This is a genomic window from Zestosphaera sp., assembly GCA_038727705.1.
GTDB lineage: Archaea > Thermoproteota > Thermoprotei_A > Sulfolobales > NBVN01 > Zestomicrobium.
Map to the genome: position 1 here is coordinate 116779 of JAVYVJ010000001.1, position 15605 is coordinate 132383.

The following is a 15605-nucleotide window of genomic DNA, read 5'->3' on the forward strand; positions in this document are numbered from 1 at the left end:
TAAAAGGTTTAGGAATAGATAAAGCCTAACCCCAATGTTAACCTGTATTACATTCGTGTTGAGACCCATACCATCAGGTCTTCCCGAGGGGTGGGTAATGATGGTACGTATGAGGTCGGGCGTGAAGCTGTATGCTTCGCACTCGAGGGGGGCTGACCCTCCCCCTCAACTCACTCGTTGTAGGGCAGGAACGGTAATACTGTGTGCGGGATCTGGGATCGGATCCGATGCTAGCTTGCCTTGAATTTAGAGTCCCAGGTCTCGTATACCTTGATTAACTCCTTGTTAACGCTTGGCTTCCTCTCCTTGAGAGCCTCTATGAAATCCTCCTTACCTATCGGCCTCGGATCCCCTGAACCGTCTCCCTTAGAGAAGAACTCCCTCACAGTCCTTAGATGTGCGCTCATCACTATGTCCCTTATGTCGCTTGCAGTGTAGCCCTCCATAGTGTCAGCCAGCTCATTCAGGTCCACGTCGGTGGAGAGCTTCAGCGACGACGTGTACAGCTTGAGTAGCTGCCTCCTTGACTCCCTGTCCGGCAACGGCACGTAGATCCTCTTCTGGAACCTCCTTATGAAGGCCTCATCAAGCTTCCAAGGCTTGTTTGTGGCCGCTATCACGTAGACCAGCTTCTGAGCGCTCCCCTTATCCTGGAGGCCGTCCATCTCCTTAAGGAATTGAGTCCTCACCCTGACCTCACCGCCTATCTCGCTACTGAAGGTGCCGAAGAGTGAGTCGACTTCATCTATGAATATTATCACCGGCTTCTGATCGCGCGCTGAGATCTCCCTAGCCTTGTTGAAGAGTGCGGCGACCTTACGCTCTGACTCGCCGAGCCATTTAGACATTATGGATGCTGCGTCAACGTGAATGAAGACTCCCTCTATCTCGTTAGCGACCGCCGCCGCCACGTAGGTTTTACCACAGCCTGGCGGTCCGTAGAGGAGGAGTGCTCTAGGCCACCCTAGAGGGAAGAGATCGGGTCTTTTAGTGGGGTAGATTATTGATTCGTAGAGGGCTCTCTTAACGTCGTCTAAGCCCGCCACATCGTTGAACCGCACGTTAGGCTTATCCTTAACCACCAGGGCCTCTATCTCGTCGTCAGGGCTCTCCTCCCTGGCTGATCCGGAGGTGGATAGCGGTAAGGCTCTAAAGTTCTCCAGGTCCTTTATCCTCTTCTGATACTGTTTTATCCAGTCCTTGTATATGGCGTTCAGCGGGTTTTCAGGGTAGAGCTGTATTATCTTGACTAGGACGTCTATGGCGTTCCTGTAGTTCTTCGCTGCCTCCCCGTAGTTCCCCTCCCTATCGTTCATCACAGCCTGTATGGCGTAGTGCCTCGCAATATTCTCTAGATAAGGTAGTGAGTTGCTACTCACTAATCAACCACCCCTTCCCCCTCTAAAACCTTAGAAGATTATCTTGTTCTGCTCACGCAGCCTGTTCAATGCTTTGTAGACTTCCTCCTTGCTGACGCCCAGTGAGTCCTTGAAGTGGTTCACATCGACGAAACCGTTGTGGGTCGCTATGTACTCCAGCAGAGCCTTCTCGAGCATGCTCTGGTCAACGGCCTTCGGCCTCTCCTGATGCCTGCTCGCTTCAGGCAGTTTCTCAGCCTCCCTCTTAACCCTCTCCTCCAGATTACCTCTGACCTTAATCGGCAGCAGTATGTCGACGGGTATATCAGGCATCTGCGACTTTATGGTCTCTGCGGCCGCCTTCTCTATTTCCTGAAGCAGCTTCTTGGCTTCAGGCGTATGTTCTATCACGTCCTCCGGCTTCACTCTCGCATAGTCGGTCGTCGACGCTATGACCTTCCGGGATTCACTGATTAAGGTGTCTATGTTGTAAGCTAGGTTCGGCACTAGATCCTTAACGTAGTCTTTAGCGACGACGAGTAGGTTGGAGACCTCTATCAGCGGCGCCGATATGTTGCTGACGTCCTCTAAGGTCTCGAGCCTGAGCTTCACCTGCTCGAGGACCTTCTCCACCACGACGAGCTTAGTGGTCATCTCCCTCACCTGCGTGGCTTCGTTGGCGTATATTAGCGCCCTGTCGTTCTCCCTGCCCACACTGGCGGAGATCGTTGCCTTAACTAGGTGGTCGTACCTGCTCTTCAGTCTAGCCACCGCATCAGATACTTCCTGCTTTGCCGAGTCGACGTGGACTATGAGTAGCGAGATGAACTTCTTCGGATCTACCCTAGACTCTCCTCTGAACAGCGTGCGTAGTCCTGAAAGCCACTTCATCACACCCCCACCCTCACTAAAAACGCTCAAGCCGCACTCCTCCCCTCGCTGTTGTTACGAGACGTCGACTACCTGAACTTGTATGGGTTGCTCAACCCTCACCTGGTCTGCCTGCTGCTTAACCAAGGATGCGGGGGTTGGAGCCTCACTCACAGGTCTTATCTCGCCCGCCTCGGTCTCGAGCTTCGCGATCAAATCCAAATGCTTCTCCGCATCCCTCTTCTCATCCAGTGCCTTGGCCTTGTTGCTTCTGAGCACGTCGGAAGCGACCTTGTAGGCTTGATCGCTTATCTCGTTGCTCATGTAGAGGATCTGCATGTTAGTCAAGTCCTTCTCCAGCCGTATTATCGTGTCCTCCAACTCGCCCGCCCTCCTTCTGAGGAGTTCTTTAACCTTGCTGACCTCATCCTTAAGCATCTTGGACTCGCTGTCCAACCTCCTCTTCAGCTCTTCATACGCGTGTGCGGGGATGGAGCCTTTCCTGAACAACTCCTCAGTAGCCCTTAGCCTCCTCTTAACTCTGTCCAGCTTGTTCTCAGTGCTTAGGGCTAACACCTTCCACTCGTGCACCACTACCGGGCCGTCGGGCGTTAGCTTAACCCTGGTAATTGGGACGTTCTCATACAACGCGTCATTGATTACTATCTCGAGAGACTCAACCTCGCCCGAGACGTTGCTGAATATAGCCATCAGCTTACCGAGGACCCTACCGTACTCATCCTTAATCACCTGACCGACGAATTTATCAATCTGATCCAGGCCAACCGCCACGGCGTTCAACACCTCACAGTATTACTGCCTCAATAGAATTACTTAAAAGGGTGGGGGCCTCAAAGAATCCCCGTAGCCTACGTAGGATTAGAGAGCCGCATAGGGATCCTTCAGGGACTGCTCCCCGCTATAGCCTCCGTATTTATTACTGCGGTGAGCTGTATTGCTTGGGGATGTGTATGGAGTTCGACATTAATTATGTTAAGGGTCTTCAAGTGCTTGACTCGAGAGGTAACCCGACCGTCGAGGTTGTCGTGGTTACTGAGGGCGGCGGGTACGGCAGGGCCATAGCCCCTGCCGGCGCTTCAAGGGGGAGGAGGGAGGTCGTGGATCTGAGGGACGGTGGATCTAAGTTCCTAGGTATGGGTGTTCTTAAGGCTGTTGAGGCTGTCAACAAAGTTCTGGCACCCGCCCTGACGGGCCTTAACTCCTCAAACTACAGGCTCGTTGATAGGAAGATCGTTGAGAGTGACGGGACCCAGGATAAGTCTAGGGTTGGGGGTAACGCGTGCGTCGCCACATCGCTAGCGAGTGTTAAAGCCGCTGCCGACACGATGGGGATCCCGCTCTTTAACTTCATAGGGGGGTTTAAAGCGAGGCTACTGCCGACGCCGCTCATGAACATAATTAACGGTGGGGCCCACGCCGGCAATGAGTTAAGCTTTCAGGAGTTCATGGTGATTCCGGTAGGCGCTGACAGGTTTAGTGAGGCCCTAAGAATAGGGGTTGAGGTCTATTGGGGGCTCAAGAAGTTCCTTAAAGGTAAATACGGTTCGAACGCAGTTAACGTCGGCGATGAAGGGGGGTTCGCCCCGCCGATGAGAAGGGTTGAGGAGGCTCTGAACGCGTTGGCGGAGGCGGTCAGACTGGCCGGATATGTCCTTGGTGGCGACGTGCTTATAGGGATAGACGTTGCGGCAAGCCAGTTCTTCGACGCTTCAAGCGGTAAGTACAGTGTTGACGGGAGGCTCTTAAGCGCTGAGGAGTTGCTGGAGATGTACCTGGATATGGTGTCTAGGTATCCGATAACATACTTGGAGGACCCCTTCGACGAGGAATCCCCGACTATGTATGGGGAGCTGAGGAAGGCTGTCAGAGGTAGGGCTCTAGTGATAGGTGACGACCTTACGGTGACTAGGGAGGACTTGATCAGTGAGTACCTCAGGGAGGGGTTTATAGACGGCGCCATCGTTAAGGTGAATCAGATCGGCACGTACTCGGAGGCGGAGGACGCTGTGAGAACCCTCCTGACGAACGGTGGTAGAGCGATAATCAGCCACAGGAGCGGTGAGACGGAGGACAACACGATAGCCCATATAGCAGTTGGGTTGGAGACCGGCCTCATCAAGACGGGCGCGCCTGCCAGGGGTGAGAGGACAGCCAAGTACAACGAGCTGCTCAGAATCGAGGATTACTTGGGTGATACTGCCCTCTTCCTGAAGGACAGGATGTTTAAGTAGTCCTGAAGCTTCACGGGGATTAAGGCTGTATCCCCCTGCAAGTTATTTAAAGGGAGGGGCCTAATTATCTACATAGTAGTCCACGGAATTTTTGAGGGTGGGTAGCGGTGTCGATCAGCGAGATTGAGGAGGAGGCTAGGAGGATTGTTGAGGAGGCTAAGGTTAAGGCCGAGGAGATATTAAGTAGTGCTAAGAGCGAGGCTGAGGGGCTGAGGTCCAGGCCTCTGGTCAACCTGGTCACGCCGGAGGAGAGGAGGAGACTCGAGGAGGAGTTTGAAGCTAGGTTGAGGGACCTGAGGTCCTCGGCTGAAGAGCGGAGGGCCAGAATAGTGAAGGCGTTCACTGAGAGGAGGGACAGCCTGGTTAAGGAGATAGTGGAGATCGTGACTGGTTTAAGGGAGATATAGAATGCTGTTACTCTCGACGCCCGAGAGACTTCACTACCTTAGGCTACTAGTGCCTAAGGACTTGAGCGGTAAGGCCTTGGCCCTCCTGCAGAGCCTCGGCGTCATGCATGTAGAGGTCGTGGGTGAGTTGAGTGAGGAGGACCGAAAAGCGCTTTCAGAACGTTTTGAGAGGGTTCGTGCGCTCTCGAACCTGATTAACTCTCTTGAGGGTCACTACGACTTCACGATTGTGGATGTGAGAAGGGAGTTAAGTGTTGAGGGTCTTGAGGACACGTTGGACGACGTCCTCGTCAGGCTGGGCAAGGTCTACGAGGAGATAGAAAACCTCGTGAAAAACAGGGAACGCGCGGTCTCGGACATTAACACGTGCTTGAGGCAGCTTAAGGTCCTAGAGTTCCTCAAGGATAGGATCGGGAGTGCGGTCAAGGTCTCAGAGCTCTCCTTTACCGGTGAAATTCTCTTCTCGCTTGTGGCTGTGGGTAGGGCGCAGGACTTAGAGGGCCTCCTCACTGCACTGCCTAAGGACCTAACCGTCGTGTATGGCGTTGTCGACGGGGAATTCATAGTGATGCTGATAGGACTCACGGGGATGTTGAGTGAGGTTGGTGAGGCGCTCGCTAAAGTTAAGGCTGAGGTTCTCGAGTTCCCTCAGCAGGAAATCCCGTTGTACGATTACATGACTGAACTGCGCAGGCGGGTTGATGACTTGAGGGACTTGCTGTCTAAGATTGATAGAGACCTTAGAGATATTTTAGGCAGGAACGCGGAGCTCCTAGCACTCGCTAAGGTGGTTAAGGAGGTCGTTGAGTCGCGACTCAACGCATTACTCAACGCAGCCAGTGGTGAGTACCTCCTGGCCATGGAGGGCTGGATCCCTGAAGGCTCCCTGAGTGTACTTAAGGGCAGGCTCAGTGCCGAGGTCGGGACGTACTTGATGGTGGGTGTGTCAACAGATAAGAAACCGCCCACTAAAATGAGGAACTTGAGGTTCTTCAGACCGTTCGAGCTCCTGACCAGGTTCTACGGCGTGCCCTCACCTGGTGAGTGGGATCCTACGCCAATCCTGACGTATTCCTTCCTAGTCTTCTTCGGCTTGATGATGGCTGACGCAGTCTACGGGTTGGTGCTGTTGCTCATTATTAGGTACGTGCTCGACAGGAGCGGCTTCGTGGATAATCCGTACTCACCCGGCTACGTAGCGTTGAAGAGGATGATGACGGTGCTGTCTGCATCTGCCACGTTCTTCGGCGTGCTCTCGAACACCTTCGCCGGCTACTCAATAGCATTCAGGAATGGAGTCATCTGCTTCGTAGTTGCCAGTGGGGTCAGGCCTGAGTCAATGCTAGTACCCTCGTTGCTGAACCTGTCTGACCCCATGTTCTTCCTGATTCTCGCGTTGATAATAGGGTTAGTGCACATAAACGTGGGTCACGCCCTCTCACTCCTCGTCGGCGTGAAAGCAGGTGATGTGGGGAGGGTGTTGAGCGAGTCTGGTCTGTTGGTGGCGGAGGTCTTCAGCATACCGTACGTACTCCATGAATTCCTCCGGTACGACTTGCTCGTGTTAGGTCCTGAGTGGTATACCTACATGCTCTACGCTTCACTCGCGGGGGTTCTGCTCATGATAGCGGGCACCGTCAAGCAGATGGGGGGTGTCGGGCTTTTCATGTGGATCTTCAACTTGACGGGGGTCCTTGGCGACGTCCTATCCTACTCCAGGATAGCTGGTCTGGGGATAGCGACGTACGTGATGGCGGCCAACTTCAACAGGCTGTCCTTAGGCATACTGGAGTACTTCTCGGGGGTCGCGCCGATCGTAGGACCCCTTGTAGGGTTTCTGCTGATGTTTGCGGTCGTGTTGTTCATGAACGCGTTTAACCTGATCTTCGGGACTATAGGGGGTTTTGTCCACTCGATGAGGCTGTGTTTCGTTGAGTTCCTGCTTAAATGGTATGAGGGTAACGGGTCCGAGTTCACGCCCTTTACCATTAAGGTGGACAGGCACGTCCCCATAGGGAGGGTCAGGTAGTGAAGCATGGCAGGGCTTGATTAAGACTTAAAAGTGGTTCCTCGTTTATTAAGCAGTGAGGTGTGTGTGACCCCATGTCCGCAGACATCACGTCTCTTTTCAGTCCCTCGGTCATAGCGTCGCTGGGAGCTGTGTTAGGCGTCGCGGGGGGTGTGGCCGGCTCCTCGATAGGGATAGGTAAAGCCGCCTCAGCAGGCCTTTCAGTGATATCCGAGGATCCAGGCACCTTCAAATTAGTTCTCATTCTCTCATCCCTCCCGATGACGCAGACGTTCTACGGCCTTATATTCGCCCTACTCACCCTGACATCCGTCATGCCCGGCATTGCCGAGATGACTTGGGCTAAGGCAGGTGCTTTCCTAGGTGTGGGGCTGTTCGTGATGGCCGCGGAGCTTTTCTCGGCCTGGTATCAGGGGGTGATCTGCATGTCAGGAATAGTTGAACTGCCGAGGGCTGGGGGCAGGATGCTCGTGCCCTCGTTAATTCTCGCCGCCTACGTTGAGATGTTGGGGATTCTTGGCATGGTTTTAGGCTATCTCCTGATTCTGCTGGTCTCTGCATCACCTATTTGAGGTGTGGTTGGCCGGGGATGAGCCTAGAAAGTCTTAGGGAGGAGGTTTTGAGGAAGGCAAGGGCTAAGGCCGAGGGCCTGCTGAGGAGCGCTGAGGCCGAGGCCAGGAAGATCTTGGAGGAAGCTACTAGGGAGTACGCGGAACGGGTTAATGCTGCTAGGGAGGCTGAGCTGAGGGAGTTGCGGGACGAGCTGTCTAAGAAAGTCAGCGAGGAGTCGATGAAGCTCAATATGGAGTTGCTTGAGTTCAAGAATAAGTTGGTTGAGGACTTAATTCGCGATGCCTTGGAAAGGCTTGCATTGATCTCTGAAGACGTTAGAAGGAAGTCTCTGAGAACGCTGGTTAGAGAAAGTATTGAGGAGGGACCGCCCGAGCAGGTGATGAGGTTGATGGTGGTTGAGAGGGATCTACCGCTTGTCAGGGACGTTGTGAAGGAATTAGGCATTGAGGGCAGGGTTAAGGAGGTCGGGTTGCTGCACCCTAGATACGTGGGGGGCGTGGTCGTGGAGTTCGGCAACGGTTCATTAAGTGTGGACAATACGTATCTGACAAGGCTTGAGAGAGTCACCCCCTACCTCTACAGGAGGTTGAGGGGGGAGATCTTCGGAGGCTAGCGCTGTGTTTCGGACGGTCAATGATGAAGTTTTCTTCAATCATGTGGAGCTACGCCTGCATAAGACCCTAAGCCCGAGTCTGGTGGGCAGGCTCAGCGATCTCGTGGCACGCACCTTCACGGACTTTCTGGCGTCCCTGCAGGATCTCGACATCAGCTCGTGCATGGCTAGGGAAATTCACGGCGAATCCCCCCTACCGCGTCCGACCATCTACAGCAGGTTACTTAGATGTTGGGAGGGGTTTGTGAGGGATGAGATCCGCCTGATCAAGCCTTCAGACAGCGTGTCGAGGCTGATCAACCTTCACGTAGGCAGGTACGTCTTGAACGATCTTGCAGGGGTCCTGAGCGCCGGCAGTGAGGATGTCGTGTACTTAAGCCCTCAGACCGCCAGGACGTTGAGGGGTGTCGCCGAAGTTGATGGTTTGCTCCCCGTCCTGAGGGGGTATGTTGGAGCTGACTTCATAGTTAAAACCCTCAGGAAGTACAGGGGTTTTAGAGTTGGTGATTTAGATATCCACAAGCTGGTCGGGGAGCTTATTGAGTCATACTTTAGGGAGCTTAGAATTGCGCTTGAGGCTCTGGGGGTATCCACCCGTGCTTTGGAGTGTGTAGGTTGTGTTGAGAGGTTTGAGGGTCTTAAGCATTCCTTGAGGCGTGCTCTGAGGGAGGGGCGTGATTTAGCGAGTGTTCTGACTCCTCTGACACCTACGCAGAGGGGGGTTCTAGCCAATTCCTCCTCGGACACGCATGCGCTCGAGTTTCTGCTTGCAGCCTTCCCTACGATCCTGTGCCACAACCTGCTGAGGGCAGCGCCGCCGTCGGCTGAGACCTTGCTTCATTACATCCTGCTTAAGGACTGGGAATTGCGGACCTTCTCCCAAGTTATTTACTTGATTACCTCCGGGTATCCGGTCGACGTAATTCAGGAGGAGGTTGCGGGGTGGGCAAGATTCTATGAGTCGCTTCCCAAGTAGGAAGGACGTGGTGGTGGTTGGCGAGCTGAGCTTCCTGGAGGGTTTCAAGCTTGCGGGGGTCAGGAGGCTTGTGGAGGTCGAGAGCTCGGAGAACGTCAAGCAGAAGCTCGCTGAAATTCTGGCAGGGCTTTACGGGGACCCTTCTGTGGGCGTTATAGTGATTCAGCAGAGGTTCAGAGATTTAATAATAGATAAGGTGGAGAGAGTGAGCAGGGAGCAGCTGGTGGTCTTCATACCCGGTCTTAAGGAGGTCCCTCAGATAGATGTGAAGGATTATTACTCACGTATGGTTAAATCGTATTTAGGCGTTAGTGTTGAGGTGTGAGGGGATGGTTAGAGGCAGGGTGATTAGGGTTTCAGGTCCCTTAATAGTGGCTGAGGGTATGGAGGGGTCGATGGTCTACGAGGTTGTCTTAGTCGGTGAGGAGAGGCTCATCGGCGAGGTTATAGGGCTGCAGGGCGGCAGAGCGTTTATTCAGGTCTATGAAGACACGTCGGGGCTTCAGGTGGGGGAGCCTGTGGAGGGCACTGGAGGGCTCCTGTCGGCAGAGCTTGGTCCGGGGATAGTTGGCAAGGTGTATGACGGTCTTCAAAGACCGCTCTCAGTTATCGGTGAGTTATCGGGCGCTTTCATAGGCAGAGGTGTTAAGCTGCCGGCCCTGCCTAGGGACGTTAAGTGGGCTTTCAGGAGGTCGAACGTCAGGGCGGGTGATAAGATCCAAAGCGGTGATGTATTAGGTTACGTGCAGGAGACGCCGATACTACAGCATAAGATCATGGTCCCTCCAGGAGTCTCAGGCGTTTTGAAGGAGATCGTTCAGGACGGGGACTACACTGTTGAGGACTTGATCGCTGTGGTGGACGTGGGTGGTGGCACAACGAAGGAGGTGAGTCTCATGAGCAGGTGGCCTATACGCAAGCCTAGGCCGTACAGACAGCGTCTAGAGCCTGTGGAACCCCTTATAACCGGGACTAGGGTCTTGGATATAATGTTCCCTATAGCTAGGGGCGGTAAGGCGGCAGTGCCTGGAGGTTTCGGAAGCGGCAAGACGGTTTTGATGCACACGCTAACTAAGTGGAGCAGGACTCAAGTCAACATATTTGTTGGGTGTGGGGAGAGGGGTAACGAGATGGCTGACGCGTTGCACAGCTTCAGGAGGCTGACAGACCCGTCTTCAGGTAGACCCCTCTCCGAGAAGGCGGTCTTCATAGCTAACACCTCCAACATGCCTGTGGCCGCCAGGGAGACGAGCGTCTTTCTCGGGGTTACTATAGGTGAGTACTTCAGGGACATGGGTTACGATGTGCTGATGGTTGCTGACTCGACCTCCCGCTGGGCAGAGGCCATGAGGGAGATAAGCGCCAGGCTTGAGGAGATGCCCGGTGATGAGGGCTTCCCCGCCTATCTGGGATCCCGCTTGGCCGAGTTCTACGAGAGGGCGGGCAGAGTGGTTACGTTGGGGAGTCCTGAGAGGTCCGGCTCGTTAACTCTCTTGGGGGCGGTCTCGCCGCCCGGCGCCGACTTCAGCGAGCCCGTAACTACGAACACCCTCAGGTATGTGGGCACGTTGCTTGCTTTAGACGTCTCGCTGGCTAACAGGCGGCACTTCCCAGCGATTAATTGGTTGTTGAGTTACTCCCAATATGTTGATACTGTGGCTACCTGGTGGGAGCGTGAGTTCAGCGGGTGGTTAAGGTTGCGTGGTGAGGCTTTGAGGATCCTGCAGAGGGAGTCGGAGCTCATGGAGTTAGTCAGGCTGGTCGGTCCTGAGGCTCTTCCCGACTCCGATAAGTTGCTCCTGGACGTGGCTAAGATGATTAGGGAGGACTTTCTACAGCAGAGTGCGTACCACTCGGTGGACGCCTACAGCTCCCCCGAGAAGAGTGTTCTAATGCTTGACCTAATAATTAAGTTCTACGAGGGCGCCTCTAAAGCGTTGGGCGACGGCATCCCCTTGAGCAGGGTTAGGGAGTCCCCCATTATATCCCGTATCGCCAGGATGAAGGAGGTGCGTAATGAGGAGTTTAAAAACTTCTACGAGGCGCTGGTCAGGGATTTGACGAGCTACTTTAATTCCTTGAGGGGTGGTTAGGACGGTTCTCAGGTTGGGTGTTAAGGAGATTAGGAGGGCTTTAAGTGCTAGGGGCTCTCTGCTGATAGTCAAGTCTGTTGAGGGCATTAAGTACAATGAAGTCGTTGAGGTGATCCTGCCGAACGGTGAGTCGAGGGTGGGCCAAGTCATAGATGTGGGTAGGGATCTCTGCGTCATCCAGGTGTTCGGTGGGGTCAGTGAGGTTAACGTAGAGGCCATTAAGGTGAGATTTAAGGGGGAGACGCTTAAGATCCCCGTTTCCTTAGACATGTTCGGGAGGGTCTTCGACGGTCTGGGGAATCCGCTGGATAAGGGCCCCAACATAATACCTGAGGATTGGATGGACGTTAACGGCGCCCCACTGAACCCCGCTATGAGGGAGCCGCCGTCGGAATTCATAGAGACCGGCATATCCGCTATAGACGCTCTATTCTCAATCGTAAGGGGCCAGAAGCTGCCCATATTCAGCGGGGCCGGATTACCCCACAACAGGATAGCTGCCCAGATAGTCAGGCAGGCCTCTGTTAGAGGGAGGGGGGAGAGGTTCGCGGTGGTCTTCGCGGCTATAGGGGTTACTCATGAGGAGGCCTACTTCTTCATGGAATCCCTTAAGAGGGCCAAGAACGTGGAGAACGTTGTTTCATTCATTAACACGGCGTCATCACCTGTTATTGAGAGGATCGCGGTCCCACGCGTAGCCCTAACCACAGCCGAGTTCCTTGCCTGGAGGCATGACATGCATGTGCTGGTGATAATGAGCGATTTAACTAACTACTGTGAAGCCTTACGCGAGCTCTCGGCGGCTAGGGAGGAAGTGCCTGGGAGGAGGGGGTATCCGGGTTACATGTACACCGACCTCGCCACCATATATGAGAGGGCTGGCAAGGTGACTGGCAGGAAGGGCTCGATCACTCAGATGCCCATACTCACGATGCCTGACGACGACATAACCCACCCGATACCTGACTTGACCGGCTACATAACGGAGGGTCAGATAGTCCTTTCCAGGGACCTGTTCAGGAAGGGGATCTACCCTCCGGTCGACGTCCTGCTCTCGTTGTCGAGGCTGATGAAGGACGGTATAGGGCCTGGGAAGACTAGGGAGGATCACTACCAGGTCTTCATGCAGTTGATAGCTGCCTACACGGAGGGTCAGTACCTGAGGGAGCTCTCCGCGATAATTGGTGCTGAGTCCTTAAGCGAGAGGGACAGGAAGTACTTGAGTTTTGCCGATCTCTTCGAGAGGAGGTTCGTTAAGCAGGGTGAGTTCGAGAGGAGGGATGTGGAGTCCACGCTCAACCTGGCGTGGGAAGTCCTCTCCTCACTACCTGAGGAGGAGTTGAAGCTGGTGAGCGTTGAGAATATTAGGAGGTACCACCCGAAGTACAGGTCGCCGGTGAGGGGTAGTGTCGCAACAGATACTCAGGCTGGCTAGGCCTACTAAGATAGAGTTCATTAGGCTTAAGCGGAGGCTGGCCACCGCCCGACGCCTCCATAGAGTGCTTAGGGACAGGCTACTCATACTGACTCAAGAGCTGGTTTCACTGTATAGGGAGGCTATCGAGTACAGGTTGAAGGTCCATGAAGAGGTCGTGAGGTGTGGTAGGGAGTTCGTGAAGACCACCTCGTACACTCCCCCCTGGGTCGTTGAAGAGTTCACCAGATCCAGAGTAGTGGACTCTAAGGTGGTTATGGGATCTAGGGTGGTCGCCGGCGTGAGGTTGCCTCTACTGGAGTATGAGGTGGCGGCGGGGAAGTACGACTACAGCGTGTACCCCCTCACACTAGAAGACACTAGCAAATGCTATGAAGAGTTGGTGAGGGACGTCCTCAGGCTCGCTGAAGTGGAGATCTCCATGATTGAGGTTGGTAGGGAGGTTCAGAAGGTGAAGAGGAAGGTGAACGCGTTGGAGAACATCACTATCCCCAGACTCAGAGCCACCATAAGGTACTTAGGTATGAAGTTCGAGGAGAGGGAGAGGGAGGACAAGGTAAGGAGGAAGAGGATTAAGCGGATACTGGAACACCGAACTCAGCGGTAGGTGAGGACTTACTGAGGCGTATCAGCGGAGGGTTTTTCAAAACTCCCTTAATGAGGGAAGTGAGTGTTGAGCCTCAGTAAGCTCAGCCGCCCTCCAGCACAGGAGCTATGATAATCTTAATTACGTCGGAGTTGCCTCCCGATTGTTGCTTCAGTTCGGAGGGCTTGATCCTGCTGAGGTCCTCGTTGTACGGGAGGATTTTAGTACCGGACGCTAGGATTATGACCTGCTCATCCTCGTTGATGCAGAATTCTTCACTGCTCGTACATAACTCGTCTAAAATGCTCTTTAAGTCTTTGTTTAAGTCCACGTCACTCAGGCGCACGGTCCTCTTGGGGATTACTGTAGTGATCTCCAGTTCCATGTGGGTCCCTCACACTCAGTCTTGGTTTAGTCGTTATAAAGCACTCTCTCATGGGTGTTCAGCATGATGTCCTCGTAGGGCCCTCCTTAACTTCCCAGGATTGCAGGCCCGCATTGGGAAGATTTTTATTGCGGGCGTGGATAATATGCTGGTGTGAAACTGTATGCCGGATCTTCCAGGATATGCTGGAAATATACTCTACGTTGACTTATCCAACGGTAACGTCCGTGTTGAGAGGCTTGACTCCACGGTTGCTAGGCGTTACTTAGGGGGTTCGGGTCTTGCAGCACACATAATTAGGGATCGGATGGAACTGCGGAGTGAGCCCTTCAGCGACGGTAACTTCCTGATTATAGCGACCGGGCCTTTCAACAATCCCCTCATACCTTCCAGTGCCAGAGTGTCGATAGCGACGAGATCCCCGCTGAGTAATGCATGGGGTGAAGCTCATGCAGGAACTCGCTTCGCCCTCCAGCTTAAGAAGGCGGGCTACGACGCCGTGGTGATTCACGGGAGGTCTGGGGGGCCTGTCTGGCTCAGCATAGAGGATGATAGTGTAGAGCTCAAGAGCGCTAAGGGCATGTGGGGCAAGAACACCTCCGATGTCTTCAGCGAACTGAATTCGCTGATGGGGAGGGATTCCTGCGCTTTAGCCATAGGTAGGGCTGGGGAGAACTTAGTGAGGTATGCCAGCATAGTCGCCAGCGACGGTGGCGTGGCCGGCAGGAGCGGCGTCGGGGCTGTGATGGGTTACAAGGGGTTGAAGGCTGTGGCGGTTAAGGGTAGTAAGGAAGTCCCCATAGCCTACAGGGAGAGGCTGCAGGAATATACCAGGAACCTAGTGGCTAAGATGGTTAGGTCGGCCGGCGGTCAGCGGCTCAAGAAGTTCGGCACTACTGGGGCGGTCCAGCGGTACTATAAGCTCGGTAACTTACCGATAAAGAACTTCTCTAAGGGTTTGTGGAGCGATGAAAGCATTGTGAAGATCAGCGGGGAGTACCTGGCTGAGAAGTACTTGGATAGGCTCGCCCCCTGCTGGGGATGTCCAATAAGCTGTAAGAGGACTTCAAAGATCAAGGTGGGGTCTTCCCACATAGTGGCTAGGACGCCTGACTACGAGACTGTCGGCATGCTTGGCAGCAACCTACTCATAGATGATACTGAATCAATAATACTGGCTAACCACCTCTGCAACGAGTACGGTATCGACACCATATCGCTTGGTGGTGTGTTGGGCTTCGCTTTCGAGGTGTATGAGAAGGGTTTAATAACGGACGGCGATACTGGGGGTGTTAGGCTGGCTTTCGGCGATCCTGCAGTCATGCTTGACGCCATAGAGAGGATCGTCAAGAGGGACGGTAGGCTGTGGTTCCTGCTTGGTGAAGGGGTTAAGAGGGCGTGCGAGGCTATAGGCGGCGACGCCTGCAGGTACGCTCTACACGTCAAAGGGTTGGAGGTACCTGCCCACGACGGCAGGGCGTTCTTTGTTCAAGGGCTGAGTTACGCCACCATGAACAGGGGTGCGTGCCACCTAGCCTGGCCTCACAGAGTGGCTCAGGGCTCGGTATATCCTGAGCTGGGGATTAAGGAACCTATAGACCGCTTCCAAGTGGATCAGAGTTGGCATGTTGTTAAAGTGATGCAGGACTACATGGAGGTCTTCGACTCCCTCGTCATGTGCAAGTATGCTATCTCAGCCAGCGTTGAGGTGAAGGACGTGCTTGATTTGTTGAAGCTAACGACAGGGTGGGAGATTAACGCTGCAGAGCTGGTTAAGGTGGGTGAGAGGTCCTTCAACCTGAAGAGACTTCTAAACTTGGAGTGGGGGGTAACAGTCAAGGACGACGCTCTACCATCCAGAATGCTCGAGCCGCTCAGTGAGGGCGGGACGGCGGGCAAGGCACCGAACCTGGCTGAGATGCTGAGGAAGTATTACGAGGTACGTGGCTGGACACCTGACGGCGTGCCGACCGCTGAAAAGCTGAGGGAGCTTGATTTAATTTAACGTGATTTAAAAGTGCTTCGTGC

The 15605-nt window shown here is 54.1% G+C and carries 15 protein-coding genes; 11 read left to right on the plus strand and 4 right to left on the minus strand.

Translation table 11 applies throughout. The annotated features are described in order from the left end of the window. Window positions 1–230: 230 nt before the first annotated feature. Genes QW772_00630 through QW772_00640 form a run of 3 tightly spaced genes read right to left on the minus strand, consistent with a single transcriptional unit; the run spans window position 231 to window position 3020 of the window. The gene (locus QW772_00630) at window positions 231–1379 is read right to left on the minus strand and encodes an ATP-binding protein (GenBank protein MEM0037430.1); all 1149 of its coding nucleotides are present in this window, start codon (window positions 1377–1379) and stop codon (window positions 231–233) included. Between the two features lie 30 nt (window positions 1380–1409). Beyond that, window positions 1410–2279 carry a hypothetical protein gene (locus tag QW772_00635; GenBank protein ID MEM0037431.1) on the minus strand — a complete coding sequence of 290 codons (870 nt, stop codon included), beginning with the start codon at window positions 2277–2279 and terminating at the stop codon, window positions 1410–1412. A 24-nt stretch (window positions 2280–2303) separates the two neighbouring features. Next, window positions 2304–3020: a CdvA-like protein gene (locus tag QW772_00640; GenBank protein ID MEM0037432.1), complete on the minus strand. Its 717-nt coding sequence runs from the start codon at window positions 3018–3020 to the stop codon at window positions 2304–2306. Window positions 3021–3199: 179 nt separating this feature from the next. On the opposite strand from QW772_00640, the gene eno reads away from it, so the two are divergent. The 10 genes from eno to QW772_00690 all read left to right on the plus strand — a co-directional run bounded on the left by eno (window position 3200) and on the right by QW772_00690 (window position 13213). Further along, window positions 3200–4480, plus strand: coding sequence for a phosphopyruvate hydratase (gene eno, locus QW772_00645; protein MEM0037433.1), 1281 nt, complete (start codon window positions 3200–3202; stop codon window positions 4478–4480). 107 nt (window positions 4481–4587) lie between these two features. After that, window positions 4588–4887, plus strand: a complete 300-nt coding sequence (locus QW772_00650) for a hypothetical protein (protein ID MEM0037434.1) — start codon at window positions 4588–4590, stop codon at window positions 4885–4887. A 1-nt stretch (window position 4888) separates the two neighbouring features. Continuing rightward, window positions 4889–6916 (plus strand): V-type ATPase 116kDa subunit family protein, encoded by a 2028-nt coding sequence (locus QW772_00655; GenBank protein ID MEM0037435.1) that lies wholly within the window; start codon window positions 4889–4891, stop codon window positions 6914–6916. A gap of 74 nt (window positions 6917–6990) precedes the next feature. After that, window positions 6991–7488 (plus strand): ATPase, encoded by a 498-nt coding sequence (locus QW772_00660; protein ID MEM0037436.1) that lies wholly within the window; start codon window positions 6991–6993, stop codon window positions 7486–7488. Between the two features lie 17 nt (window positions 7489–7505). Further along, on the plus strand, window positions 7506–8102 hold the full coding sequence (locus tag QW772_00665; GenBank protein ID MEM0037437.1) for a V-type ATP synthase subunit E: 597 nt from the start codon (window positions 7506–7508) through the stop codon (window positions 8100–8102). A gap of 4 nt (window positions 8103–8106) precedes the next feature. Next, window positions 8107–9078 (plus strand): hypothetical protein, encoded by a 972-nt coding sequence (locus tag QW772_00670; protein ID MEM0037438.1) that lies wholly within the window; start codon window positions 8107–8109, stop codon window positions 9076–9078. After that, window positions 9059–9403 carry a V-type ATP synthase subunit F gene (locus QW772_00675; protein ID MEM0037439.1) on the plus strand — a complete coding sequence of 115 codons (345 nt, stop codon included), beginning with the start codon at window positions 9059–9061 and terminating at the stop codon, window positions 9401–9403. Before QW772_00670 ends, QW772_00675 begins: the two co-directional genes overlap by 20 nt. Before the next feature lie 4 nt (window positions 9404–9407). Next, on the plus strand, window positions 9408–11171 hold the full coding sequence (locus tag QW772_00680; GenBank protein MEM0037440.1) for a V-type ATP synthase subunit A: 1764 nt from the start codon (window positions 9408–9410) through the stop codon (window positions 11169–11171). Next, window positions 11164–12606 (plus strand): V-type ATP synthase subunit B, encoded by a 1443-nt coding sequence (locus QW772_00685; GenBank protein ID MEM0037441.1) that lies wholly within the window; start codon window positions 11164–11166, stop codon window positions 12604–12606. The genes QW772_00680 and QW772_00685 overlap by 8 nt, the downstream gene beginning before the upstream one ends. Continuing rightward, the gene (locus QW772_00690; protein MEM0037442.1) at window positions 12578–13213 is read left to right on the plus strand and encodes a V-type ATP synthase subunit D; all 636 of its coding nucleotides are present in this window, start codon (window positions 12578–12580) and stop codon (window positions 13211–13213) included. Before QW772_00685 ends, QW772_00690 begins: the two co-directional genes overlap by 29 nt. 82 nt (window positions 13214–13295) lie before the next feature. Here the strand turns inward: QW772_00690 and QW772_00695 are convergent, their stop codons facing one another. Beyond that, window positions 13296–13577: a hypothetical protein gene (locus tag QW772_00695; GenBank protein ID MEM0037443.1), complete on the minus strand. Its 282-nt coding sequence runs from the start codon at window positions 13575–13577 to the stop codon at window positions 13296–13298. Window positions 13578–13740: 163 nt separating this feature from the next. On the opposite strand from QW772_00695, the gene QW772_00700 reads away from it, so the two are divergent. Continuing rightward, window positions 13741–15582, plus strand: a complete 1842-nt coding sequence (locus QW772_00700) for an aldehyde ferredoxin oxidoreductase family protein (protein ID MEM0037444.1) — start codon at window positions 13741–13743, stop codon at window positions 15580–15582. The last annotated feature ends 23 nt before the right edge of the window (window positions 15583–15605 follow it).